The following is a 24,174-nucleotide window of genomic DNA, read 5'->3' on the forward strand; positions in this document are numbered from 1 at the left end:
CCGCCGAAAACGATGAATCCGGCGACGATGGTGGATACGATCCCGATGATGATACCCCAGAAGCCCTCGGCGCTGAGGTACATCCAGCCCAAAGCCATAGAGTAGGAAAAGCCTGTACTCCGCATAAATCCCGGGAAATAATTGCTGTAGACGGCATAAAAAAAGAAGAACCCGATCAGGCTGACGAGGATCCATCCCGTGGTTCTCCTCGCGGCCTCGAGAACGGAAAGGAAGAGCAGGGAGGCAAGGAAGATTTCGTATGGCCGGCAGACAAGTCGGCCCTCGGCTACCAGGGCGTTGCCATTGACGGCGATATACCCGCATGGATACAAATGAGCCCCGCACTGATCGCCCGGTGGGTAAGGGGTGGAATCACCAGGTTCAGGTAAAAGAACAGGTTGCAGAGATGGGAGAGGGTGTAAAGGGTCCAGAGGAGAGAGACCACGAATGCCAACTTGTATCTCAGGCTGCGTTCCCGCCAGCCCGCTTCGACCTTGTATTCCTTCATCCGTTTCCCCGCTCACCGGGTTTATTTTGGAAAGGTGGGGGGACGCCCGGCCGTCCCCCTCAATGGCCTTTCTACTTTTTCTTCTTCAGGATTTCGGCCTGTCTCTTGAGCATCTTTTCCTGGTAGGCCTGGGCCTCGGGGGTCCAGAGTCCCTTTTCCTTGAAATATCGAATGGAGCCTTCGTGGTAAGGAACCGCAAGGGTGACGGGCCGGTGTTTCAGGCTCCAGTACTTTGCGGCCGGGTGGGTATCAGCGTACTCGTTGTTATGATCGTAAATGGCCTTCACCACTCCGTAGACGACTTCCGGATCAGTTTTTTCGGATGTGAACATGGCGTTCTGGTAACAGATGGCGTTGGGAATGGCGCTCTTGTTCCGGAAGCGCGGATCATTGGCCGGGATATCATTCAGGGTGTATCCCTCCATGCGTTCGAGTACGAAATGGGCCTGTTTCCTGGTAAGATTCACGAAAACACACTCCCCCTTGGCCTCGTTGACCTGCATCACCGCGCCGGGGACTACCGGGTAGAGGAGGGCGTCTACTCTTCCTTCGATCAGGTCCCGGATCGCCTCCTTGATGCTGGAAAAGGCCAGGACTGATTTAAGATCCTTGAATGAGAGGCCGGCTGAAGCCAATTGGTTCCGGGCCATGTCCGTGAACATGGGATTGGCCTTGAACTTGATGTAGACGACCTTCCCCTTTAGATCGGCGATGGTTTTAATCCCCGTGTCGGGAGTGGTCCAGAACATGAACATGTAATCGTGTCCGGCTCCAACGGTTCGAACCGGCATGGGCCCCATCTTCTTGTAAAGCCCTCTTCCCAGGAAGGCGTTCAGAATATCCGCCGCATTATGGTTGGCAAACTGGCACTGCCCGTTTTTCATCATGGGCAACCATAACTTGGGTCCGCCAAGGGGTTGGACAATCCAGTTTTCAATGGGCGTATATTTCTCGATGACTTTCCCCATCCCAACGAGCACCATGTGGACCGAAGCGCCAGGGGCTGGGGAGATGACGGTGACACTTTTGGGCCAATCCGCACCCCAGGCCCCTTGTGCCATAAAGAGAAAAAGCATTGCGACAAGGACCGCAGCCCGTACAAGCCCTGAGCTTTTCCGTCCATACCTTCCGTTCATGTCAACACCTCCTATCCTTGAAAAGACGTTACAGGAATTTCCCCTCGCCTTTCATCCTTATCGGGAATGGTAGGGTTTTCCCGGTGAAGGAATCCGGCTCCGGGTGCTTTTGGCCCCTGGGATTGGGACGATCGCAGGGCCCCATCGGGTTCATTTTGATGGTTCGACGTGAACCTTATGAGATCAAGGGTTGCGGAAAATTATTCGCCACTTGTTGGCATTAGATCTGAAACATCCAGATATTGAGAGTGCAAAGTCCTAATGAATCGAAGGATTTTCTTATTGAGGCTAAGGTTCGGAGTTAAGGGCCGCAAGGCGATTAAGTCGGCTTTCTACTTCAAGCAGGTGCTGTTTGCATAGCTCCAGGGCCTTTTCCTGATCTTCAGCCACGAGGGCGGCTAAAATTTCTTCATGATAGCGGACCACATTGGCCGATACTTCGAGGTCCGGCACGATCTGGCTGAGAAAGTCTCCCACCAGTGCCATGATCGCTTCAAGGACGATTACGAAAACATGGTTCTTGGAGGCCTTGGCGAGCAACTTGTGAAATTGAATGTTTTCTTCCGTAGCCAGTCGGCCAGCCTCGATTTTCCGACGGGCCTTGCGGATATTGGCTTTGAGTGATTGGATGTCGGACTCATCCATGTTCAACATGGCATAGAGGAGCACCACTTTCTCTATTTCCAGCCGGGCCACTGTCAGGTCTTTCATGCTGATGTTTTTGATCCTGAAGGCATCCAGGAAAAGGTCCCGGATCCTGTTAAGAACGGTGTTGACAATTTCAGGCCCCCCGGTTCCACCTTTTTGGATCACTATGAAACCGGAAAGCTCCAGGAGCCGCAGGGCCTCCCGGATAGTTTGTCGTCCCACGTTGAACTGGGCTGCGAGATGGGTTTCGGAGGGGAGTTTGTCCCCGGGTTTGAGAACTCCCCGGAAAATCAGTTCCTTGATCTTGGTGGAAACCTGCTCGAAAGCCCTTCGGTTGTTTATCGGCGTGAATAATTCTTTTTCAGGTAATGGCATATGGCTACCTCGGTTTGTGCTATTGTCAGACAATCTAAATGTTTTCCCTGTCAGCTGTCAAGTAAAATCGACAATTTTTAAAAATCGGCTTGTTTCCTTTTACATCCCACCTGGGTTATGGGCTAAACGGGGTGAATTTCAATGGTTAAGAGAGGCGGAGATTTTTGAAAACCAAAATAGGTTGTGGTATCTAAAATTGTATCCTAACAAGATGGTGGCTTCATGCAGTTTTAGAACATACGGGTCGAGGAGATGATATGAAACCCCAAGCCATTTACAACGGCTGCTTTAAAAATATTACAAGGCGGGATTTTATCCGGCTTACCTCCCTTATGGCCGGCGGACTCCTTACAGGCTGTGCCGTCAACCCTGTGACCGGCAGGCAGCAATTGATGCTGGTATCGGAAGAGCAGGAGATTGAGATGGATCGGAGGAACTCCCCTCATCAATTCTCCTCAGACTACGGTGCCATGCAGGACAGGGCCCTGAACGCATATATAAGCGATGTAGGTCTAAAGCTGGCATCAAGGACCCATCGGCCCCGGATGCCTTACTCCTTCAGGGCCGTGAATGCGGTTTATGCCAATGCTTATGCGTTCCCCGGAGGGAGTATCGCCTGTACGCGGGGCATTCTGCTTGCCATTGAGAGCGAGGCGGAACTCGCCGCGCTCCTCGGCCATGAGTTGGGACACGTAAACGCCCGGCATACGGCTGAGCAGATGTCAAAGGGACTGCTGGTGCAGGCCTTCGTGGGTGGGCTATCGGCCCTTGCCGGCACACAGGGGACCGGCTACGGCCGACTTGCCGCCCAACTTGGCATGATCGGCGCCGGAGCCCTGCTGGCCTCCTATAGCCGGGATAATGAGCGGGAGGCCGATGCCCTGGGGATGGAATACATGGTTCGTGCAGGGTACAGTCCAAAGGGAATGATCAGTCTCATGGAGACCTTACAGCGCATGTCCGACCGTGAACCCAGCATCATTGAACTTATGTTTGCCACACATCCTATGAGCCGGGAGCGTTACCGTACCGCGCTCAACAGGGCCCATACCCGCTATGGTGGGGCGATGCATCTTCCCTTGTACCGAGAGCGTTACATGGATCATACTACAGCCCTTCGAGCCATGAGGAGGGCCGTCCAGGAGATGCAAAAAGGAGAACGAGAGATAATGCAAGAGAGGTTCGGCCTTGCAGAGAACCACTTCCGAAAGGCCCTCCGGTTGGCACCCAACGACTATGCGGGACTGCTTTTAATGTCCATTTCCCTGATGCTTCAAGAAAAATTCAAACAGGCCCTACGCTACGCCCTGAAGGCGCGACAGGTCTACCCGGGAGAGGCCAAGTCTTACCACTTAAGCGGATATGTAAAAATCAGGCTTCATGACTACGAAGGAGCCTACCGGGATTTTACCGATTACGATAGGATCCTTCCAGGGAATCCCAATATCACATTTTTCAGGGGTTATGCCCAGGAGAAGATGCATCATATCAAGGCGGCTGCCAGGGCTTACCACCGATACCTTCAGATGGTTCGTGAGGGTGAAAAGGCTCGTTACGCATATATGCGGCTTAAGGAGTGGGGGTATTATAAATAGTGTCCATCCATAAATGGCCAATTTCCGCAATCTCTGCGTCAGGCTCAAATTTTCTCATTTATGGATGGACACTAAATAGGGAAGACAGGGTAATCATCAAAGGGGCTGATGCAGAGGAATATATTCAGGAGGATTCCTCTTGAGGCAAAGGGATAATCCTGGGGCCTTTTCATTTGACCATCCCATTTCCCTTTCCTATAATACGCGACCGCCCCGGTTCCGGGATCTGGGGCGTGAGGGCAGGCACGGAGAATGGACGAAAGTTGACGTTTTGTGCAGAGGTTTCAAAACAAGGGGAGAAGAATGGGATTGCTTGAAGGTAAAGTTTCGCTGATAACGGGAGCAGACACTGAAATCGGCAGGGAGATCGCCCGAAGGTTCCTTCAGGAAGGGGCTCGGAAGGTGATATTGTTTTCAGAAGATGAAAAGGTCCTCTCCGGCCTTTGCGGATCGCTGGACCCGGCAGGGGAGCGGGTCGGGGGTGTTTTCGGGGAGATAAGGGGCCGGGATGATGCCGTGCGGACTATTGAGGATGCGGTAAAGGAGGCGGGTCGGATCGATATCCTCATAAACAACTTTGACCTGATGGAGTACGGTCCAGTGAGTCCGTCTGAACCAGGGCATTGGAACAGGGTCCTTAATGCGAACCTTAACACCGCCATGTTTTTTATGTCGGCCGTGATTCCCATGATGAAAGAGTCGGGTGGCGGCGTGATCGTGAATGTGTCTTCTCTTGCAGGTAATGTCCCCTTTTCGGGCCTGGGAGCCTACTGCGCATCCCACGCAGCCCTCCAGGCCTTTTCAAAGGTGGCAGCCAAGGAGGTTGCTTCTTTCAATATCCGGGTGAATATTATTTGCCCTCCGATTGTTGAGGAGACGGGCACTGAAGGTTCTTCCTCCGAACTCCTTGGAAGGAACGGCGACCCCGGGTCGGTGGCGGATGCGGCCCTTTTCCTGGTATCCGACCGAAGCGAGTGGCTTACGGGCGTAACCCTGGACCTTGACGGCGGAAGGCACCTGGCTCCCGGTCCCTAAAACGGTCGAACCGGATTGGGGAAAAGGTGTGAGGCGATGGTCACCGTGAAAGTGTTTCCCACCCTGCGTGATTACCTGCCTTCGGAATATCCAAGGACAGATAAAATCCTTCTGGATCTATCCAGAATGGGGAAAGGAGGCGTAAGGGTAAAGGATCTCGTGAAATTCCTTGGTATCCCCAGGGAGAAGGTATCGGTGGTCATTTTAAACGGTATCATTCGAAAGGATCTTGATATGGCCCTTAAGGACGGGGATACCGTATCCCTCTCGCCACCGATCGCTGGGGGATGACAAACCCTCAGCCCCACCAACAAACTTCCCCATCAACTCATATAGAAAAGAGGGGGACCATAATCCCCCTCTTCTATCCTTTCCTTCAGATACACAGCTAACAGCCAACGGTTTTTAAACTGCTTTTCTGCTCCCCTTAGACTCCCAGCCTATCAGCTATATAGGCCAAGCCTAGGGCCTGCAGTTTCTCTCTTGTAGGTGTCCCGGTTTTTGTGTCCCATCCCCTGGCCAGGTAATATTCTTCAAGCATGGTATCCAGTGCTTCATGAGTAAAGACATGCCCCTTGGACCCCCCTTCAGTCAGGGGTTCGGTCATGAGCCGTTGAGGAAGGGTGTCGTCAGCCCTCGTGAACCCTTCCCGGACATTGAATGCCTTGGCCACGTTGTTTACCCTTTCACCGGCCTGTATCACCTCCTCAGGTGTCATGGAGATACCGGTTACCGCCTCCATGAGGGCGGCGGTGTTCTCGGCAGCGTTGCCCGGTAAGGCCATATCCAGGAGAAATGCGCACATTGTGGGGCAATCGCAGGTGGCCGTTCTCAGGTCCTGATTCCACTTGGTAAGCTTTCCTTTCCCCCGCGTATCGAATCGGTCGACCTCGCGGGGGATCGGGATCCCGAAAATTTCCTGGAAGGCATACCCACGGTTGTGATCCGCTCCGGTATAGGAAGTGGCATAGTTTAGTCCATGGGCCATAGCCCCCCTCACGTCATAGCCGGGAAGTTCCAGTCCTTTTACGTGTATGGCGTATTTTGAAGAATCCTTGCCGATCTTGATAGAAGCGCTCTTTACCCCGTCAGCAAGGATATCCCCGATCCCTTCCCGGAAAGCCATCATGTGAAGGAGGTTCATCATGGCACGGTGGTTTCCAAAGTTGAGCTTAATGCCCCCGGTATCTTTGTCTCCAAGTATCCCCTTTTCGTATAATTCCATGGCGAAACCTACCGTAACACCTGCTGAGATGGTATCAAGGCCCAGTTCGTCACACAGGCGATCGGCGGCTACGACCGCCTCGGCGTTATCCACTCCCGTCTCCCCTCCCAGGGAGTAAAGGGTTTCGAATTCGGGCTCTCCCAGGGCACCCGCATAGGGGCCGCTTCGAGCCATCTTTAACTGGGTGCATCCCACGGGGCACTGGAAGCAATGTTCACTTCCCACCTTTAGGCGTTCCTGTGCCGCCACACCTATCTCTTCAGCGGGAGTGAAGCTGCCCGTAGCAGTCCAGTTCTTGGCCGGAAAGATACCAAGTTCACAGGTATGATTCACGACCATTGGGGTACCCAGGCTTGAAAACTGGGAATACAGTATGTGGCTCTCCTTCATGGCCTTAAGCATATTGTCCCTTGCCTCTTTGAATTTGTTGCCCGATGTCACCGAAACGGATCCTGTACCCCTTATGGCGACCGCCTTTAGGTTCTTGGCGCCCATTACGGCCCCGAGCCCTTTTCGCCCGGCAGCGCGTCTCTCATTAACGATGCAGGCGATTTTACTCATTTTTTCTCCGGCAGGGCCTATGCAGGCGATTCGAATATTTTGATCGCCGAGTTCATTCTTTATGATCTGCTGGGAGTCACCCGTTAGGGCTCCCCAGGCTTTGCCCGCGGGTCGGAATTTAACCTCCCCGTCCTTGATCCAAAGATAGGTGGGCTTTTCGGCCTTCCCTTCGATAATGAGCATATCGAAGCCGGCGAATTTGAGCTCGGCAGGAAAATACCCGCCGGTCAAGGCCATTCCTACGGCACCTGTAAGAGGTGATCTGGCCGCCACGGCCATACGGCTTGCGCAGGGAACTGTGGTTCCGGTAAAAGGCCCAACGGAAAAGATTAATTTGTTGTCGGGGCCCAGGGGGTCCGTACCGGGGCCCAATTCATCAAAGAGGTATTTGATGGCGAACCCTGCACCCCCGATGTAATCCCTCGCGATCTCAGGGGGAAGTTTTTCTACCCTGTGGGTCTGATCACTCAAATTGATACGCAGAATGTTTCCCGTATATCCGCCTGAATACATGGTTTCCCCTCCTCTGTTTAAATGACATAGTCATAATATCCCCTTACAACCCGGTATCTGGAAATTTGCTGTCCTCCCAGCCAGAGTTGAGTTATCTTGGCATCCCGGAGATACTTTTCAAGATGGTACTCGGGCGAAATTCCGTTTGATCCCATGAGTTCAGCCGCCTTGTTGGCCACCCATACGCAGGTATCAGCTGCGAAGATTTTGGTGGCGCTTGCTCTGGATATCATTGCCGGACTGAAGGGTGGCCCGTATTGTTCCGGGTGGTCCATCATCCATGATAGGTTGTAAACCGCTCCCCTGGTAAGTTCGATCTTTATGGCCATGTCGGCAAGTATTCCTGCGGCCATGCTCCATTCTCTCACCGGTTTCCCCCCGCTCTTACGTTCTTTGGTGTAATCAAGGGCGATTTTAAAGGCCGCCTGGGCGATTCCGAGGGAAATGGTGGAGGAGTGCCATTGAGCGATACATCCTGCTGCCCCGTGATAGAAATGGGCGTCGTGACCTGGACCTGCAAGCCGGAATTCCTTGGGAACTCTTACATTGTCGAAGTAAATGCTTCCGTTGATGGAGGTCCTGAAGCCCATCTTCGCCTCTGGTTTTCCAAAGGATAGTCCCTCCGCATCGCTTGGAACGTAAATAAGGGCTATTCCTTCGTCGCCCGCCTCTGGATTTGTGGTGCAGATTGTAAGGTAAAAGGCGGCGATACCGGCGTGTGTAGGCCAGGACTTGGTGCCGTTGATCACATATTCGTCTCCTTCAAGGTGTGCGCGGGTAGTAATTCCCTTTCCCTGTAAAATGGGGTTTTCCGTGTCCGCTCCACCCGTGGCATCTGTCATCGCCAGGCATGCATAGGTTACCTTGTCACCGCAGAAGGCCGGGACAAACTTGTCAAGTATCGCTTTATTGCCCGCCAGCATGGCAGGACCCAGCAAGGTGGCGTTGATCCCGACACTAAGGCTGATACCGGCATCTCCCTTTGCAAGTTCCTCACAAAGGATGGCCCCGCTTACTACACTGCTTCCGCCGCCGCCTCCGTATTCTTTGGGATAACCGGCCTTCTGCACACCTAAGGCCACCAACTTATTGTGAATTTCCTCCACGATGCCGTAGTCTTCTTCCAACTTCTCCCTTATAGGTATTATCTCTTTTTCCACGAATTTGCGGATCATGTCCCTGATGGCCTTGTCTTCTTCCGTGAGAAGGTGCTCCAGTTGCATGGCTTATGCTCCTTTCACATGGACTGGAAAAGGTTTATGGATAGAGATGGTCTTATCCTGATCTCTGTCACGGGTTTTGACCGTAATAGACTTCAACTCCACCGAGTACATAGAAATCAGCGACCCACTTTGAAAACCACTGGGGAAAGAATTCCTCTTTAAAGGCCTTTGTTTCATGCGCCTCTTTCCAGTCTTCCAGACTTGTCACATCCATGATGCCGATGAACTTATATGGAGAAGCCGCCGGTTCGGGAGGCACTCCCTGCTGTCCATTGCCTGAAATACCTCCCACCATTTTCAGGAGCGTGAAACTCCTGGCCCCCTTCTGGCCGAGCAGTAAGGGCCCTTTATAGGTTTTGCACCACTCCACATAATCTTCTTCCTTTGCGTCGTCACGAAGGTTGTAGAGGATGATTTCTTTTGCCATGGCTTTTCTCCTTTCTTTCGCTGGTGGTTTTTTTAAGTGCCAAAATCCCCTTAAAACAGACCGTTGCCCCAAGAAAAAAGGCCCCATTGCCCTGTATCGGGCAAGGGGCCTCGTTACCCCATTAGCAGGCCGCTTAAACTGCCTGGTTATGGTGTCCCCATCAGGCTTAGGCCCGGTCGGACCGTATCGCGTACTCTTCCGGGGAGTAGCTAAGATTTATGGATAGGCGGCGGGTACCAAGAGGCCTGGCCTCAACTTTGGAACATGTGCTCTGGTATAAATAACCTATAAGGTACCGGAAATCCGGCAAGGCCTGTTCCTTCCAAATGAAAAAGCCCTCGTGAACCTATTGGGCATCACGGGGGCGTCTTTACCTCCAACTGCATCGTTACAGCGATTTATTTATTAATCAAAAAGAATGGACTTTGTCAATAAAAAAATAGGGGAAACATGGATAACTATTCCAGCATTAGGATTACGGCCTCCGCCACCTCCTTCATAGGTTTGTTCTTTTTCATGCTCATTTGTTGGATACGTCTGTAGGCCTCTCCTTCCGAAAGGTTATGGGCCTTCATCAAGAGGCCCTTGGCCCTTTCCACCAATTTCCTGGTTTCAAGTTGTTCGCTGAGTTGTTTTACACGTTCATTAAGTGAAGATTCTTCAAGGAAGTGGCGGATGGCAAGTTCTATGGCCGGTGTCAGGTCCTTTTCACGGAAAGGCTTTGTAAGGTAAGCCATCACACCCGCCTCCCTTGCACCCTTTATCAGGTTTTTATCCGAATATGCAGTGAGAAGGATCACCGGTAATCTGGATGCTACTTTCTTTGCAACAGTGATTCCATCCATTTGCGGCATTTTTATATCCAGTATGGCCACATCCGGGTGGATTCGGCCGATAAGGTCCAAGGCTTCCTTTCCGTCACGGGCCTCCCCCACTACTTTATAACCCAATCCCTCCAGGGATTCCCTGAGGTCGATCCTGATCAGAGGTTCGTCATCGGCGATCAAGATGCGAAAACTCATGTCACCACCTATTTGATGCTAAGATAAGATCCTGGAATCGGAAAAGTTATCTCGGCTTGTGTGCCGCCGGGCTGGCTGATCTTAAATGTCCCATTCAGTTCGTCGTTGACCAATGTTCGGACGATTGTGAGTCCCAGGTTCCCATCACGGGCCGGATCAAACCCCTGGGGAAGTCCTGGACCGTTGTCCCTTACACTTATCCTCAACAACCCTTCTTTTTCACCGATTTCTATTGATACCTTTCCCTCTCCATCGTTCTTGATTCCATGTTGGATGGCGTTTTGAAGGAGTTCGTTAACGACGAGGGAAACGGTTGAAGCCGCTTTGGATGGGATTGAAACTGAAGGGCCGGAGATGTCTAAGGTAATTATCGGCCCTTGCTGTTGCTCTGGCAAGGCCACCCTACTGATACGCCCCAGTAGCTGGCCCAGGTCGACCAGGCCAATTTCCCCGTGGGATAACATCTCGTGCACCGCCGCGATACTCATAATTCGGTTTATACTATCTTTTAGGGCTCGCTCGGGAGATATATTGCTAAGGCGCCTCATCTGCATACGAAGGAGGCTGGCGATATTTTGGAGGTTGTTTTTCACCCTGTGGTGTACTTCCTTGTAGAAGGTAGTGTGCTTGTGCAGAGATTTGTTTTCGATAAAGAGCCCGATTTGACTGGAAATAGTTTTTAGGAATTCAATGTTCTCCGACAGGAAAACATCCTGGAAAGCCCATGTATCGCGGGATCTGGCATACAGGTTCAGGACACCCCTAAGGGCACCCTTGTAAGATATCGGCAGGGAAACAAATTCGTAAGGGAAAGGTGTCAAAAGGCCCACGGACTCATCGGTGCCGCTTTCACGGGCGGAGAAAAGGGGCCTGCAGTGGTCTGTTTGCCACCTGGTGAGCCTTTCGTCGTTTTCAATTTCTATCCTTCCAATTTCCATCCCCGGTTCCGATTCGAATCCTTCCTTTATCAGCAGGCGGTGAGTGCTGTCCATGACCCAAAGACTTAGAGCCGAAAGTTTAAGGATTTTCCTCGTATGGTGGATCATTCGGTGTGATTGGACACCGGGACTTACCGCACTGGAAAGCTCTGATCCCAACCTGTTCAAGAAATCCAGTTGCCTTATCTTGACGTCCAGTCTGTTATCGAGTTCAATCCTGTGTAGTTTGCTCGCGGTAAGCTTGCTTATGGTCTCGGCAAGCTCAAGGTCTCCTTCGTCAGGAGCGATCCTCTCATCCCTCTGCTTCAAGGAAAGTATCCCGAAACGTCTCCCATGGCTTTCCAACCATTTTACCACGAGATTTTCTCCTATGGCTTTTTCCCTGAGGAGGCCTGGAAATGCCTTTGGGCTTGAGGCAACAGCAAGCCTGAAGGCGTTTTCCTTCTGGGCCGAAAGGTAAAATGCCACGTCGGCCCATGGGAGCATCCGTGTCAACTCTTCAACCAACAACTTAAGTAATGAGTGAAGGTCTCTTTCTTCTTCGATTAAGAGGTTTATGCGGCTGATTCCTTTTATCTGGAAGGCCTTCCTGTCAAGTCGTTCGACGAAGTCCTGGTAAACACGTTTTCCCCTTTGTATAAGGGATGCTACAGGGTTTAATTCATCCGAAAAAACGAGGGTTGAAACCGACTGGTTGGCATAAATGGGGAGTCCGTCCTCGCTCAGGCCCTGTTCGCCGAAAGTATAATAGCCGCACACGGGTATGCGGGCCCTCTCGGCCACCATTTCCACCTCATGGTTACTGCTTTTCCCCATGAGCCGCTTTCTCAAGGCGCATGAGAACATCAGGGCGAGGGCGGGCCTCCTTAATCCCCCTTGGCGGAGGGCTTTTTCATAGGCCTTTAGACCCGCTTCCATGATATCCCTGTCCGTCGCCTGCATGAGAGTAATGACCTGATCTTTACGCATGATGGGGGCGAACTGGACGGAGCCGTCATCCAGAACCTTTTCCGGAACCTGTAAGATGGAATTGCCGTATATGTCAGTGGCCCCAAAGGGATAACGGCTGAATAGGACTGATCCTTCTCCCAGATCTTCAGGGGTTTTCCCCAGGATTTTTGCACATACTTCCCTCGCAGGCCTTCCGTCCAATTCGTGGACAATATGACCGGAGGCCTTTGTCACCAGAGCTCTACGGGTCGTAGGGGAAAAGCCGTGTGCCATCCCGAGACCGAAAAGGATCTCTGATTCAATGAAGGCTATGGCGGCGGCATCGTCAGATATCCGGTCATTGCAAATCTGGTAGTTGGACTTAAAAGAAAAACAGTCGGACGAAGATCCCCCGAAAATTGGAATTCTGTTTGCCGAGGCCTTTCTGAGATAAGTATGGATATCGTGGCTTAATGAAACCTGTGTCCTTGACGCACCCGGAGTGAAAAGAACAAGCAGCACGGGAGATACTCCCGGCATCCCGGGAGATGCAAGGTGAAGGGTCTGATGGAGCGGATGTTCTGGGTCAAAATAGTTTGACACACCAGCCTCGTCAAGGGCTTTAAGCGTAGCGGCTGTGGGATCTTCCCTTACCCCTGTCCCCATCCCTACCCGAACTTTCAGGTGTTTTGAGGCCAGGAGGGCCACGACCACACCGCCGTCAATTTCCCTGCCGTCGATTTCCCCGGCGGAACTGGTACCGATTACCGGGCACTCTCCAAGGACCTCCCGGACACCTCTGGCGACTTTGGTTATATCAAGTTTTGAGGAAACAAAAATGAAGGCGAGAGAGGGAGTGAAGTGCCTGATCCGAGAAAGGGCCTCAGCGGCCGCCTTTCTGCCCATCATGAGGCCTTCTCCGCAAAGGGCCGTTCCGACTCCCGCCTCGAAATACCGGGTCATTCAACACTCCTGAAAGGCATAGGGACAATTATCTCCCAATTAATGGACATGCATGGTTTCCATTATAAATAGCACATTTTCACAATCCCAGGCGCCTACCTGTGTATTTCCCGCGCAGAAGGCGGATCAGCCTCACCCCACGGTCATTAAATGAAGCCTGTCTCCGTCATGGAAGGGCACATCCATGCGCTCACCATAGGACAGGTATTTTGCACAATTGGCGACCCCCCCCTTTTCTTTAAATTCCATGTGGATTTCCCCGTACCTGTCAAGAATGGCCTTTTTATCCCTGGCCCGGACCTTTTTGCCTGGCCGTTTATCATGTCGCGTAGAGTCGATCCTAAGGAATTAAAATTCCAGGTTTTTTTCTTGTTTATGATCTTGTAAAGTTGAGGCATTTTTCTGTTTTAACCGCGGTTCGGGATATGAGGATCATTTGTTGAAGGTCCGGGTGCAACTTGTCAAAATTATGATTGTCTCCCCTTACATTGTCAATGTTCCATACCTTTTATTCCCTTTTGAGCTAAAGTGAAATTCTACGTCCCGGAAATGTGGCAACCAGCAGAATGATCCGCAGGAGTAGGGAGCGGGAGGATGCAAGAGGCCCATTCACATATGGAAATCAAAGTGCGCGGCTTTGCAGACCGGCTTATCCATTTCCTGGAAGGGATTTCCTTTGACGATCTCCGCAAAAGTGGGGTAAAAAAAGGTCGTACTTTTATGGGCCGCATGGGACGAGACCTTTGAAAAACGCCCTCTTTTGCCCAATCTCGGCGCCTGCCTGTGCCGGGCCTATCTGCCGTTCCAACGGGACAGGCAGGCACGGCAGACAGGTCAGGCTCAAACCGGGGACCCACCCGTTGGGTGGGGAGTCGTCCGGACAAATTTTAATCCTCGAAATACTCCAATGTATGGATGCCTGTCCCGCTTGGTATACCAAGCGGGGCGGTTAAAATTTTCGCCTTTCTTGACCCTTGGACAAAATTGAACATTTTTCAAAGGTCTCGGAACCTGATGTGGTTTGGGTGGCCCCTGCTATTAAGGCCGTACCTGGAAACCGGAAAAGCCAAAGGAGGAAAAAAATGACTGAGATGCTGTGGAAGCCGTCGGAAGAAAGGGTCCGGGCGAGCAACATGTATAGATTCATCCGGTTCGTCAACGAAAAATACAGCCGGGATTTTTCCGACTATGACGCCCTGTACCGCTGGTCGGTCGAAAACATCCCGGAGTTTTGGTCGGCGATGTGGGAATTCGGAGATATCAAGGCGTCACAGCCCTACGATGTGGTTGTCGACGACTTGACCCGGATGCCCGGGGCCCGGTGGTTCCAGGGGGCCAGGCTCAACTTTGCAGAGAACCTTCTTCGTTACAGGGATGATGAAACGGCCCTGATTTTCAAGGGGGAAGGGCGTGACACCACCAGGATGACTTACGCCCAGGTTTACGATGCCGTAGCCCGGGCGGCCCATTCCCTGAGAGCGCTGGATATACGGCCCGGCGAAAGGGTGGTGGGGTTCATGCCCAATATGCCGGAGACTGTCATTGGAATGCTGGCGGCAACGAGCCTGGGAGCGACATGGTCTTCTTGCTCTCCGGATTTCGGGATTAAGGGAGTGCTGGACCGCTTCGGACAGATCAAGCCCCGGGTCCTTTTTACCGCCGACGGTTACGCTTTCAAGGGCAGGACCTTTGATTCCCTCGAAAAAGTCTCCGGGATCCTTCGAGAGCTTCCCTCGATCGAGAAGGTTGTGGTGGTTCCTTATATCAATGAGACCCCTGACCTTTCCTCCATACCGAACGGCGTTCTTTACAAGGACTTCATTTCCTCTGAATCGGGCCTCGAGATTCGGTTCGAACAGCTCCCCTTCGAACATCCCCTCTATATCATGTACTCCTCCGGGACCACCGGGTTGCCCAAGTGCATGGTGCAGAGCGCCGGGGGTATCCTTATCAATCATCTAAAGGAATTGTTGCTCCACACGGATCTCAAGCGCGAGGATACGATTTTTTACTTCACCACTTGCGGGTGGATGATGTGGAACTGGCTGGTATCGTCCCTGGCCGTCGGGGCCAAGATCGTCCTCTTTGACGGCAACCCCTTTCACCCCGCTCCGGGCACTTTATGGGAGATGGCTCAGGACGAAAAGATCACGATCTTCGGGACCAGTGCGGCCTATCTTAACGCAATCGAGAATGCGGGCGTGCGGCCCGGCAAAGAGTATGACCTTTCTCCCCTCAGAACGGTGCTTTCCACCGGATCGCCCCTTTCCATCGAGGGATTCAAGTTCGTGTACAGGGACGTCAAGGAGGATGTGCAACTTTCATCCATTTCGGGGGGAACGGATATCAATGGTTGTTTCGCCCTCGGCAATCCCATGGGACCGGTTTATGCCGGGGAACTCCAGTGCAGGGGTTTGGGCATGAAGGTGGAGGCCTTTGACAATGGGGGGAACCCGGTCCTTAACCGGAAAGGGGAACTGGTGTGCACGGCCCCGGCCCCTTCCATGCCCATCTATTTCTGGGACGACCCGGATTACAAGAAGTATAAGTCCGCTTACTTCGACGTGTACCCCAATGTCTGGCGTCACGGAGACTTCATCGAGATCAATGACCGGGGAGGGGTGGTGATCTACGGACGGTCCGATGCCACCTTGAACCCGGGCGGGGTCCGGATCGGTACGGCGGACATATACCGTCAGGTGGAGGCCTTTGAGGAGGTCGAGGACAGCGTGGTCATCGGCCAGGAGTGGAAGAAAGACATTCGGGTGGTGCTTTTCGTAAAAATGGCCCAGGGCAGGGAGTTGACCGAGGAACTGAAAAACCGGATCCGGAAGGCCATTCGAGAGAACGCCTCTCCGAGACATGTGCCCGCCAAGATCATTGCGGTCCCGGACATTCCCTACACCCTGAACATGAAAAAGGTGGAACTCGCCGTCAAGAAAATCGTCCAGGGAGAGGAGGTCCTGAATCGGGATGCCCTCCGGAACCCTGAGTGCCTGGATTTTTACGCCAATATCAAGGAACTCCGGGAGGATTAAGGGGGTATCCATCCAGGTCCTCACAGGCCGGTTGAACCCGGAGTGGAATGAAAGGTTCTCACAATGGAGGAGACCTCCTTTTTGCGGGTCGCATCGAGAAAGGTCCGGTATATGGGGTCATCTTCAACACTTAGGTTTCCAAGCAGCTTTTTCTCCAGAAGGGCCAGGGCCTCGATGGACTTGTCGCATACAGGGTACCCTCGGTCGTCCAGGGGAATGGTCCCTGGAGGGGGAATCCTTGAGATATTGTTGATGTCCACCAGCTTGATCTCCAGGTCGCGGGACAAGATGAGATTACCCACGCCGGCGAGATCCGGAACATAACCTGAATTGCGGATCAATGCCTTGGTTTTCAGGATGAAATGGGCCGCCCGATCGCGGATCCTCTGGATCCGGGAATCGGGATCCTTTTTCCATCCTCCGGCTTCGAGACGCCTGTAAAGGGAGAGCAGGTGTGCATCGTCCAGTGTCTGCCATGGATCCAGGATTTCGCCTTCCACGAATTCCTGGAGGCCGCAAAGCAGGATTTCGCGATTTCCGCCCCTCACATAGTCAACGATGAATTCGTCCGACCTGGCCAAGTGCCTCGGGGAGAGAAAATTCTCGATGATCTTGATCCGTCGAGGTTCCTCCATCGCCTCCGCCAGGTTTTTAAACCTGGTCCTAAAGATCCTGAGCACCTTCTTGGGCTTGGCCCGGGGGAAACTGAGGAGGCCATCCATCATGGCTCCTCTTTCTTCTCTTTCTACATCTTCCCGCCTAAGGACCTCCATGACGTGAGATCTCAGGCCGGCCCGATGGTGGCGCCTGAAATAGTGGTCCCCCGAGACCCTGACGAAATTCAGGGACACGATGTCCCCATGGGTGAGGAATGCCTTTTCCCTGATGTCTTCGGTTCCCAAAAATCCCCCCTGGATCCCTGCAAGGCTGCCGTTACACAAAAGTGTGGAAGCCTTTTTGATTTTTCAGCGATTTTAGCGGGTATTTCGGCGGATCTCAACAACGGGGAGAACCATGGAAAGGATTTCACGCTGATGCCAGGGCTTGACTTCCAAGGGTGACCGGCCTTTTTTTCGCCTTCAAAAGCATTCCAGGAGAAGATATACCACAACAATGAAAGCCCTTTCTTTTTTCACCAACACCCCGCGAATTGACAGTCTTTCGGGCTCCATGCTACCGTGAAACCAAGTTTTTTCCTGGAAATCAGGAAAGTATTCATCTCAGATCATACATTACAGAAAGGGAGGAGGTGTGGATATGCGGATCGGGTGGATCGGCACAGGCGTGATGGGGGCCCCCATGGCGGGTCATCTCCAGGCGGCCGGACATGAGTTGTTTATCTTCAATCGAACCAGGAAAAAGGCCGAATCCCTTTTAGATGGCGGAGCCCGGTGGTGTGAATCGCCTGCAGAAGTCGCGGCTCGATCAGAGGCGGTTTTTACCATCATCGGGTTTCCCGAGGATGTGGAGGCCGTGTATCTCGGAGAGCAGGGTATTTTTTCCGAGAGGGGATCCTGTACGCTCGCCGTAGACATGACCACCAGCCGGCCTAGTCTGGCCCGCACTCTTGCGGCGGAAGGAAAGGCACGGGGCATTGCATGCCTGGATGCGCCCGTCTCAGGGGGGGACATCGGCGCTCGAAACGCCACCCTGGCAATCATGGTGGGGGGCGAGAGGGAAGCCTTCGAGCAAGCCCTCCCCATTTTAAAGCTCATGGGGAAGAATATCTCTTATATGGGAGGACCGGGTGCGGGCCAGCATACCAAGATGTGCAACCAGATATTGATCGCCGGAACCATGATCGGAGTGTGTGAATCCCTCCTCTATGCGGTAAGGGCCGGCCTTGGCCAGCAGGCCGTCATTGACATCATCGGCAAGGGAGCGGCAGGTTCCTGGAGCATCAATAACCTGGGTCCTCGAATTGTTCAGGGGGACTTTGATCCCGGATTCATGGTGGAACATTTTATCAAAGACATGGGGATCGCGCTCAAGGAGGCGGCCGATATGAATCTTTCCCTCCCTGGACTTGCTTTGGTCCACCAGCTCTATGTCGCCCTCAAGGCCCAGGGGCATGGCCGTTCCGGAACCCAGGCCCTTTACAGGGTTTTGAAAAGCTTGAACGGGGAGCCCTAAATAGTGCCCATCCATAAATGGCCCTTTTCCCCAATCTCTGCGCCTGCCTGTGCCGGGCCTATCTGCCATTCCAAGGGGCAGGCAGGCACGGCAGACAGGTCAGGCTCAGATTTTAATCCTCGAAATACTTCAATGTATGGATGCGACAGGTCAGGCTCAGATTTTAATCCTCGAAATACTTCAATGTATGGATGCCTGTCCCGCTTGTCATCCTAAGCGGGGTGGTTAAAATCTTCGCCTTCCTTGACCTTGAATAAAATTGCCTATTTATGGATGGACACCCTCTAAACAACGGCTTCACAAAAAAAGCCCTTTTGAAAATGCCCCGGCATGCCGATTGCTGTTATGGAAGCAGGTAGGGCTTCTCCCCCTGGAGACGCCCAAGGTCAAGGTCCATTGAACGGGCGGCCCGTAATTTTTCGGGATTGTTTCTCGGTAGGGGGTGATGATGGGCCTTCAGAAAAATGTAAAGGTTGGCGTTAACAATGGAAAAAATCTTAATCGAAGTGGTGGCTCCCATGCTTTCAAGCATCGAGCTGAGCCACACGGGGTCTGAACTGGTTTTTTCCTGTCTAGGATTGAAGGACAAGGACAGGAAGGCATGCACAGAGGCTTATCCGGATGACTGGAAAGAGGCGGTGGGGTATCTCTTCCGTTGGATAAAGGAAATCGCCCGGCTTTACAGGCACCGCATCCGCGTCAGGATCATAGACGCCCAGTCCCCGTTAGGGCTCTGGAAACAACTTCGTCACCGTGTTTTCAAGTTCCCCGCATTCATAGTGGACAAGAAACACACCTATATCGGATGGAATTACGGCGAACTGGAAACCATTATCGATAACAGGATCGAGAATTCCCGGTAAGGCGGTGCCGGGGGGGCAATCAAGAGGACGGGAATAGGGCGTTACTCAACTGGGCCACCATATCGAGCCCCCGGACCTCTCTTTCGAATAATGGGATCTCGCCCCTTATGTTTTCAAAAGATCTCTGGACTTCTTCCCGGTAACGATCCTGCATCTTGACCCGGTTCAGGATGAACTCGGCCGTATCTTCCTCGATTTGGGATTTGTCGATGGCCTGATTGACGATCACCCCTCCGATCGGGATTCCAAATTCATCAAACCAGCCGATGAAGCGGCGGATCACTGCTATGGGAAGGGATTCCAGCAGGGTGACGAAGAAGAAGGCGCTTTTCTCCTTGTCCGTAAGCAGTGTTCTCATATGCTCGATACGGTCCCGGAAAGTGGTCAGGTAATCGAGCAGGGGGTCCTCTTCTTCCTCGGTCTTTTTTTTCCTGAAGGAAAGGCTGAGTCGCATGCTCCGGGCCTCTTCACGGCTCTTCATCATCTTATCCACCCAAAGTGTGTAAACCTTGGACATTCCGAGGAGCCTGCGGGCGTTTGCTGTGGGAGCCGTATCGAATACATAGAATTCAAAGGCATCCTCGAAGATGATATTGATCATGTTTTCGAACATGGCGGACTCCTCGAAGGCTGGGTTCATGGTGGCAGACTCGATGAAATCTTCCGCCTTGGTGGGAATGTCCGCAAATTTGAGGAACCAACTGATCTTTTCCCGGATTTCTTTTTTTGACTTTTCGATGGTATCTCGAGTATCGATTTCCTGGACATAGAGATTTTCCGTGCCTGGTATCAATACCGGTCTCCCGAAGACGTCATGCTGGAAAAGATTGGAGAGGCTGTGGACGGGGTTGGTGGATGCAAGGAGGGTCTTTTTCCCCTGTTTGGACATCCAGAGGGCCACCGCCGCAGCCACCACCGTCTTTCCTACACCTCCCTTGCCTCCAAAGTAGACGTACCTCATCCCGGGGTGTTCTTTGAAAAAGTCCGCCATGCTTTTTTTCATGACAATTTCTCCTCGAACATCACTTCAGCGAGTTTCTTGATGGCATCCAGGCCCTTGATCTCGGAATCGAACTCCGGAACCCTCGAGAGAACAGCCGAACCGAATTTTTCCTCTATCAGGGCCAGCCCGCGGGCCTGCATCTCGATCCTGTTCCTGAGGTATGCGGGGATGTTTTCATCCAGAAGGTCCCTGCTGATGACCCGGTTGACCAGGTAGCCGGCCAGGGGCACGTTGTACCGGGCGAAGAGACCGGCAGCCTTCTCCGTGTCCACGATGGTCATCTCCTCGGGATTGACCACGAAGAAAAAGGCGGTCTTGCGGGTGTCCGTCATGATCTTGGAAGACATCCCGATCCGCTCCTTGATGTACATCAGTTCATTGTAGATCTGGTCTTCTTCACTTTCTTCTTCACGCTTCATGGTGGAGATGGCCTTGTCATACTCGCGCATCTGCTCCCTCAGTGTGGTAATCTTTTCCAGCCAGGCATCATAGATGGAGGCCATGCTGAGATAATAAAGGGCATGCCCAAGGGGCACCAGGTCATAAATGTAGTAGTCGAAGTCGGCCTTTACGACTATGTCCACCACCGCGTCGAAGATGGCACTCTCCTCCATGGCGGGTTCCGCCGAAGATGCCTTGATGTAACTGTCGATCTCCTCTGGGATCTGCTTCATACCGTACATGTCCAGGATTTTCCGTCTGATCTCGTCCTGGTAATCTTGAATCCGCCTGTCAGCATCCACTTCACAGGCATAAAGGTTCGGCATGATTTCAATGTTTCCCTTGCCGAAAATATCCCTTTCGAAAATGTCGCTGAGGGAGGCCTGGGGATCCACGGAAAAAACCAGAACCCTCTTCCCCTTCTTGGCCAGGTAGTAAGCCGTCGCAGCAGAAAAGGTGGTCTTCCCGAGACCACCCTTTCCCCCGTACATGATGTACCTACGCTCGGGAAATTTCTCGAAAACATCCGCAAGAGACATGGTTCCTCCTTTCAGGCCCTAGAGTTGCCCGGCTGAAGCTTCGCGTGCCCCCTGGTGTTTAGGGACAAGCGGGAGCTTCATTGCGGCCGGAGGAAGAAATGGTCCCGCCCCATTGGAGTTGAAGGACCGGCCACCATATGTCAGTACATGCTGTCAACGAAGTCCTTTTCCCTTAACATCCTCCGCTTCCACGTGGTGATCTGGGGAACCACGTGGGGGAGAAGTCGAAGGGAGTAGTAAGGTGGAAGGATGGGAATGCCGAGCATATCACCCATCGTGATCAGGATGAAGAGATGTTCCATGCTGGAACGGGTTTTAAGCGCGTGCCTGGCCATTCCATGGGTGGCCATTCCGTAAGTGAAGTCACGGAAAAAGCCGATCAGTCCTCCTCGTTTTTTCTTTTTTTCCTTTTTGTCCTCTTCCTTTTCCTTCATGTGACATCCTTTCAATAGGCGTAAGAATTTTTCAGTCATTGACCATGTCGAAAAAATCTCTCTCCTTGAGCACTCGTCTTTTCCAGCGATTGATGTGCATCATGTAATACGGGAAAATACGCAGGTGGTAGTAATTGAAAAGCCCGGGAAAACCGATCAGGGGACCGAAGAGTCCCAACAGGAAAAGGTTCTCCATTTCCCGTTTTTCCGCGTGAATCCCCTCGATGAATCCATAGAGGAAAAATCCTTTTAGGGCATCCCCAAGAGTTTTGAGCCATGAAGAAAACATCATGTCGCCCTGACAGATGATGAGGGGGCCGCCCACCAAGCGGGGTGCTGGATCGGCCCCCTCCACCCGCAATGTCTATATTTATGCCGGAGCCTCTTCGGCCGCAGCCGGAGCGGGTTGTTCCTTGTATTTCTTGAAGGCCTTCCAACCGTCATAGGCCAGGATCAGGGCGCAGATGATGAGGAGAAGGCCTACAGCGGCGGCGAAAAGATTCCCGAAGACCTTCTGCCCCCGCATGGCATTCGGAATGAGCTTGAAGAAGGATGTATAGAAAAGGGCGCTCACCGTAGTGGCATACATAAAGAACATGGGGTAAATAGCCACCTTATAATTTTTGGCCTTCTGGACCAGGAAAAGGGTGATCAGGAGAAGGGCCAGGGAGGCCATGAGCTGGTTGGCACCGCCGAAAAGGACCCAAATGTAAAGCCATGATCCAGTTTTGACGAGAACGGCCGTGATGATCAAGGCCACGATGGTGGCCACGTGGGGATTCTTGGCCACGGAAATCGTGTCTCCGAGGAGTTCGGCCGTGGCTACCTTCATGAAACGGAAAACCAGGTTCACGATGGTCAACGCCAGGATGATGATCATCATTCCGGCCAAGGCCTTGGCATAACTCAAGGGCAACCCGATAGCTGTGATCGCTCCTCCGAGTCCGCTGACAAAGATTCCGACCGGTCCTCCCTTAAGGGCCTTCAGATATGCCGCCTTGTCCGCAAAGGCGGTCGCGCAAACGATGACCGCAATTATGGATATGGTGAACTCCGCGAACATGGCTCCGCCGGTCACGGGCCTCACATCCAGTTCATTTTCGATCTGGCGTGATGTGGCCGTACTGGAGACCAGACTGTGCCACCCTGAGATGGCTCCGCAGGCGATGGTTACAAAAAGAAGCGGCCAGAGCGGACCGATGCCGATGGACCAGTCGGTGAAGGCGGGAAGGGTCATGGGTTTGTGTCCGATGAGGATTCCCAGGACTCCGGCGATGATCCCGAAATAGACGACATAAACAGTGGCGTAATTGTAAGGTTGGATGAAGCGCCAGACCGGAAGGATTGAACTCACGTATCCGAAGATCAGGACCGCGAGCAGAATAACATTATAAGATGCCGGGATTTTCCAAACCGTCCCGAGCCAGATGGAGAAGAAGATGATGGCGATGGCCAGGATGGTCGTCGCGATAATATTGACCCGTGCCTTGTAAATCATGTGGCCGACAAGGAATGCAACGCCGATGACGATCAGGAGAGGAAAGGGGAGGGTGGCGTTCCCACTGATCCCCTTGGTGATGACATGACCGAATGCACAGGCGATAAGGAGAAGGTAGAAGTACACGAATGTCAGGAGGATTTTTCTGGCCCTGGGTGAGATCAGCTTGTAGCTTATGGCCCCAAAGGTTTCTCCGTCGCTTCGAATGGAGATCATGGCGCTCGAGAAATCATGGAGCCAACCGATGAAGAAAACCCCCAGTCCTAACCAGAGGAGTGCGGGGACCCAGCCCCACTGGAGCGCTACGATCGGCCCGATGATCGGTGCGGCCCCTGCGATGGAGTTCAGCTGGAACCCATAAAGCACGTTTTTGTTGGCGGGCATAAAGTCGACCCCATCCATATACATCTTTGCCGGCGTCGCTCTGCGCTCGTCCACTTCGAATATCCGGTTGGCCACGTGCCGGGCATAAACCCAGTAACCCAGAATGACGACGGCAACCCACCATAATAGGACCCATAGTGAATTCATAACTCCCCTCCTTTGAATGAATTAACGTTGTTGAAAACTCATTCCTTCACCGCCCTTCCCGGGTGCTTTCACGGCACATAAGGTCCGCGGAAAGTGCCCGGAGGTCGGAACCGCACCGTTTTGATCGATTCAGTTCCGGTTTTGGACAAAATATAAGTGATTGCAGCGGTGCAATATCACAGGGAAAGACTCACAAGGGTGAAGAACGTCTATTATCACCTCCTTCACCGGGGAGATTGGTTAAGGATGGGTTTGAAAAGCGGTAGGCCTTTTATTTTTACGTTGAGTTGTAAGTAAAATATCCTCCTTTTGTGAAATTGAGTCTAAGCTTTAAAAAGCCCTTTATCATAAGACAATTGAAGATGTCAATGCCAAAGATGACGAGAGTTCCTGGGCAGAGGCTTTCCAGTCCATTTGCCCGCAAGGATCTTCGGCTCACCAGGCCGGAAACTTTTTCCAGAATTCCTTGTCCTCCTCCTGCCATTCGGCCCCGAACTTTTTTTCATAATAGTTTCCCAGGCGGTCGAGCCAACGCCACCAGAAGTGTTCTCCCTTTTCCTTGGCCTCCAGGATATCCGTAAGATAGGTCTGGATC

At 52.6% G+C, this 24,174-nt stretch carries 22 protein-coding genes; 6 read left to right on the plus strand and 16 right to left on the minus strand.

Annotated elements, in window-relative coordinates; genetic code table 11:
• From JRF57_12850 to JRF57_12865, 4 genes are all read right to left on the minus strand, one after another.
• A partial coding sequence (locus tag JRF57_12850) for a C4-dicarboxylate ABC transporter permease (protein ID MBW2304585.1) occupies nt 1–332 on the minus strand: 332 nt, incomplete at its 3' end.
• Nucleotides 287–508, minus strand: a complete 222-nt coding sequence (locus JRF57_12855) for a hypothetical protein (GenBank protein MBW2304586.1) — start codon at nt 506–508, stop codon at nt 287–289. The genes JRF57_12855 and JRF57_12850, both read right to left, overlap by 46 nt.
• Before the next feature lie 71 nt (nt 509–579).
• Nucleotides 580–1,644, minus strand: a complete 1,065-nt coding sequence (locus tag JRF57_12860) for a TAXI family TRAP transporter solute-binding subunit (protein ID MBW2304587.1) — start codon at nt 1,642–1,644, stop codon at nt 580–582.
• 288 nt (nt 1,645–1,932) lie between these two features.
• On the minus strand, nt 1,933–2,667 hold the full coding sequence (locus JRF57_12865; GenBank protein MBW2304588.1) for a FadR family transcriptional regulator: 735 nt from the start codon (nt 2,665–2,667) through the stop codon (nt 1,933–1,935).
• A gap of 257 nt (nt 2,668–2,924) precedes the next feature.
• Here JRF57_12865 and JRF57_12870 point away from each other — a divergent pair, with 257 nt between their 5' ends.
• The 3 genes from JRF57_12870 to JRF57_12880 all read left to right on the plus strand — a co-directional run bounded on the left by JRF57_12870 (nt 2,925) and on the right by JRF57_12880 (nt 5,588).
• Nucleotides 2,925–4,262 carry a M48 family metalloprotease gene (locus JRF57_12870; GenBank protein ID MBW2304589.1) on the plus strand — a complete coding sequence of 446 codons (1,338 nt, stop codon included), beginning with the start codon at nt 2,925–2,927 and terminating at the stop codon, nt 4,260–4,262.
• A 303-nt stretch (nt 4,263–4,565) separates the two neighbouring features.
• Complete coding sequence (locus JRF57_12875; protein MBW2304590.1) at nt 4,566–5,297, plus strand: SDR family oxidoreductase; 732 nt, start codon at nt 4,566–4,568, stop codon at nt 5,295–5,297.
• A 36-nt stretch (nt 5,298–5,333) separates the two neighbouring features.
• Complete coding sequence (locus JRF57_12880; protein MBW2304591.1) at nt 5,334–5,588, plus strand: MoaD/ThiS family protein; 255 nt, start codon at nt 5,334–5,336, stop codon at nt 5,586–5,588.
• 136 nt (nt 5,589–5,724) lie between these two features.
• On the opposite strand, the gene JRF57_12885 is transcribed toward JRF57_12880, so the two are convergent.
• The 5 genes from JRF57_12885 to JRF57_12905 form a co-directional block, all read right to left on the minus strand.
• Nucleotides 5,725–7,596, minus strand: coding sequence for an aldehyde ferredoxin oxidoreductase family protein (locus tag JRF57_12885; protein ID MBW2304592.1), 1,872 nt, complete (start codon nt 7,594–7,596; stop codon nt 5,725–5,727).
• Between the two features lie 17 nt (nt 7,597–7,613).
• On the minus strand, nt 7,614–8,819 hold the full coding sequence (locus tag JRF57_12890) for an acyl-CoA dehydrogenase family protein (GenBank protein MBW2304593.1): 1,206 nt from the start codon (nt 8,817–8,819) through the stop codon (nt 7,614–7,616).
• Nucleotides 8,820–8,886: 67 nt separating this feature from the next.
• Nucleotides 8,887–9,246, minus strand: a complete 360-nt coding sequence (locus tag JRF57_12895; GenBank protein MBW2304594.1) for a hypothetical protein — start codon at nt 9,244–9,246, stop codon at nt 8,887–8,889.
• Between the two features lie 458 nt (nt 9,247–9,704).
• Nucleotides 9,705–10,268, minus strand: coding sequence for a response regulator (locus JRF57_12900; GenBank protein MBW2304595.1), 564 nt, complete (start codon nt 10,266–10,268; stop codon nt 9,705–9,707).
• Nucleotides 10,269–10,276: 8 nt separating this feature from the next.
• The gene (locus JRF57_12905; GenBank protein ID MBW2304596.1) at nt 10,277–13,099 is read right to left on the minus strand and encodes an FIST C-terminal domain-containing protein; all 2,823 of its coding nucleotides are present in this window, start codon (nt 13,097–13,099) and stop codon (nt 10,277–10,279) included.
• 1,082 nt (nt 13,100–14,181) lie between these two features.
• Here JRF57_12905 and JRF57_12910 point away from each other — a divergent pair.
• The gene (locus tag JRF57_12910) at nt 14,182–16,137 is read left to right on the plus strand and encodes an acetoacetate--CoA ligase (protein MBW2304597.1); all 1,956 of its coding nucleotides are present in this window, start codon (nt 14,182–14,184) and stop codon (nt 16,135–16,137) included.
• Nucleotides 16,138–16,157: 20 nt separating this feature from the next.
• On the opposite strand, the gene JRF57_12915 is transcribed toward JRF57_12910, so the two are convergent.
• Nucleotides 16,158–17,039 (minus strand): hypothetical protein, encoded by an 882-nt coding sequence (locus tag JRF57_12915; protein MBW2304598.1) that lies wholly within the window; start codon nt 17,037–17,039, stop codon nt 16,158–16,160.
• Between the two features lie 355 nt (nt 17,040–17,394).
• Here JRF57_12915 and JRF57_12920 point away from each other — a divergent pair, with 355 nt between their 5' ends.
• Together JRF57_12920 and JRF57_12925 are read left to right on the plus strand one after the other, a co-directional pair.
• Nucleotides 17,395–18,270, plus strand: a complete 876-nt coding sequence (locus JRF57_12920; GenBank protein MBW2304599.1) for an NAD(P)-dependent oxidoreductase — start codon at nt 17,395–17,397, stop codon at nt 18,268–18,270.
• Between the two features lie 485 nt (nt 18,271–18,755).
• A complete protein-coding gene (locus tag JRF57_12925) occupies nt 18,756–19,133 on the plus strand; it encodes a hypothetical protein (GenBank protein MBW2304600.1) in 378 nt (125 codons plus the stop codon).
• A gap of 19 nt (nt 19,134–19,152) precedes the next feature.
• Here JRF57_12925 and JRF57_12930 read toward each other — a convergent pair whose 3' ends face one another.
• From JRF57_12930 to JRF57_12955, 6 genes are all read right to left on the minus strand, one after another.
• The gene (locus JRF57_12930; protein MBW2304601.1) at nt 19,153–20,136 is read right to left on the minus strand and encodes a TRC40/GET3/ArsA family transport-energizing ATPase; all 984 of its coding nucleotides are present in this window, start codon (nt 20,134–20,136) and stop codon (nt 19,153–19,155) included.
• A complete protein-coding gene (locus JRF57_12935) occupies nt 20,133–21,116 on the minus strand; it encodes a TRC40/GET3/ArsA family transport-energizing ATPase (protein MBW2304602.1) in 984 nt (327 codons plus the stop codon). Before JRF57_12935 ends, JRF57_12930 begins: the two co-directional genes overlap by 4 nt.
• A 140-nt stretch (nt 21,117–21,256) precedes the next feature.
• Nucleotides 21,257–21,550: a hypothetical protein gene (locus tag JRF57_12940; protein MBW2304603.1), complete on the minus strand. Its 294-nt coding sequence runs from the start codon at nt 21,548–21,550 to the stop codon at nt 21,257–21,259.
• Nucleotides 21,551–21,581: 31 nt separating this feature from the next.
• The gene (locus JRF57_12945) at nt 21,582–21,842 is read right to left on the minus strand and encodes a hypothetical protein (GenBank protein MBW2304604.1); all 261 of its coding nucleotides are present in this window, start codon (nt 21,840–21,842) and stop codon (nt 21,582–21,584) included.
• A gap of 78 nt (nt 21,843–21,920) precedes the next feature.
• A complete protein-coding gene (locus JRF57_12950; protein ID MBW2304605.1) occupies nt 21,921–23,579 on the minus strand; it encodes a hypothetical protein in 1,659 nt (552 codons plus the stop codon).
• Nucleotides 23,580–24,014: 435 nt separating this feature from the next.
• Nucleotides 24,015–24,174: response regulator (locus JRF57_12955; protein ID MBW2304606.1), on the minus strand; the 160-nt coding region annotated here is incomplete at its 5' end.

Source organism: Deltaproteobacteria bacterium (genome assembly GCA_019310525.1).
In the GTDB taxonomy this organism is placed as follows: domain Bacteria; phylum Desulfobacterota; class DSM-4660; order Desulfatiglandales; family HGW-15; genus JAFDEE01.

What these genes read in the sequence shown, in the direction of transcription:
- JRF57_12855 (MBW2304586.1), bottom strand. Translation starts at nt 508, where the DNA reads ATGAAGGAATACAAGGTCGAAGCGGGCTGGCGGGAACGCAGCCTGAGA.
- JRF57_12860 (MBW2304587.1), bottom strand. Translation starts at nt 1,644, where the DNA reads ATGAACGGAAGGTATGGACGGAAAAGCTCAGGGCTTGTACGGGCTGCG.
- JRF57_12865 (MBW2304588.1), bottom strand. Translation starts at nt 2,667, where the DNA reads ATGCCATTACCTGAAAAAGAATTATTCACGCCGATAAACAACCGAAGG.
- JRF57_12870 (MBW2304589.1), top strand. Translation starts at nt 2,925, where the DNA reads ATGAAACCCCAAGCCATTTACAACGGCTGCTTTAAAAATATTACAAGG.
- JRF57_12875 (MBW2304590.1), top strand. Translation starts at nt 4,566, where the DNA reads ATGGGATTGCTTGAAGGTAAAGTTTCGCTGATAACGGGAGCAGACACT.
- JRF57_12880 (MBW2304591.1), top strand. Translation starts at nt 5,334, where the DNA reads ATGGTCACCGTGAAAGTGTTTCCCACCCTGCGTGATTACCTGCCTTCG.
- JRF57_12885 (MBW2304592.1), bottom strand. Translation starts at nt 7,596, where the DNA reads ATGTATTCAGGCGGATATACGGGAAACATTCTGCGTATCAATTTGAGT.
- JRF57_12890 (MBW2304593.1), bottom strand. Translation starts at nt 8,819, where the DNA reads ATGCAACTGGAGCACCTTCTCACGGAAGAAGACAAGGCCATCAGGGAC.
- JRF57_12895 (MBW2304594.1), bottom strand. Translation starts at nt 9,246, where the DNA reads ATGGCAAAAGAAATCATCCTCTACAACCTTCGTGACGACGCAAAGGAA.
- JRF57_12900 (MBW2304595.1), bottom strand. Translation starts at nt 10,268, where the DNA reads ATGAGTTTTCGCATCTTGATCGCCGATGACGAACCTCTGATCAGGATC.
- JRF57_12905 (MBW2304596.1), bottom strand. Translation starts at nt 13,099, where the DNA reads ATGACCCGGTATTTCGAGGCGGGAGTCGGAACGGCCCTTTGCGGAGAA.
- JRF57_12910 (MBW2304597.1), top strand. Translation starts at nt 14,182, where the DNA reads ATGACTGAGATGCTGTGGAAGCCGTCGGAAGAAAGGGTCCGGGCGAGC.
- JRF57_12920 (MBW2304599.1), top strand. Translation starts at nt 17,395, where the DNA reads ATGCGGATCGGGTGGATCGGCACAGGCGTGATGGGGGCCCCCATGGCG.
- JRF57_12925 (MBW2304600.1), top strand. Translation starts at nt 18,756, where the DNA reads ATGGAAAAAATCTTAATCGAAGTGGTGGCTCCCATGCTTTCAAGCATC.
- JRF57_12930 (MBW2304601.1), bottom strand. Translation starts at nt 20,136, where the DNA reads ATGAAAAAAAGCATGGCGGACTTTTTCAAAGAACACCCCGGGATGAGG.
- JRF57_12935 (MBW2304602.1), bottom strand. Translation starts at nt 21,116, where the DNA reads ATGTCTCTTGCGGATGTTTTCGAGAAATTTCCCGAGCGTAGGTACATC.
- JRF57_12940 (MBW2304603.1), bottom strand. Translation starts at nt 21,550, where the DNA reads ATGAAGGAAAAGGAAGAGGACAAAAAGGAAAAAAAGAAAAAACGAGGA.
- JRF57_12945 (MBW2304604.1), bottom strand. Translation starts at nt 21,842, where the DNA reads ATGATGTTTTCTTCATGGCTCAAAACTCTTGGGGATGCCCTAAAAGGA.
- JRF57_12950 (MBW2304605.1), bottom strand. Translation starts at nt 23,579, where the DNA reads ATGAATTCACTATGGGTCCTATTATGGTGGGTTGCCGTCGTCATTCTG.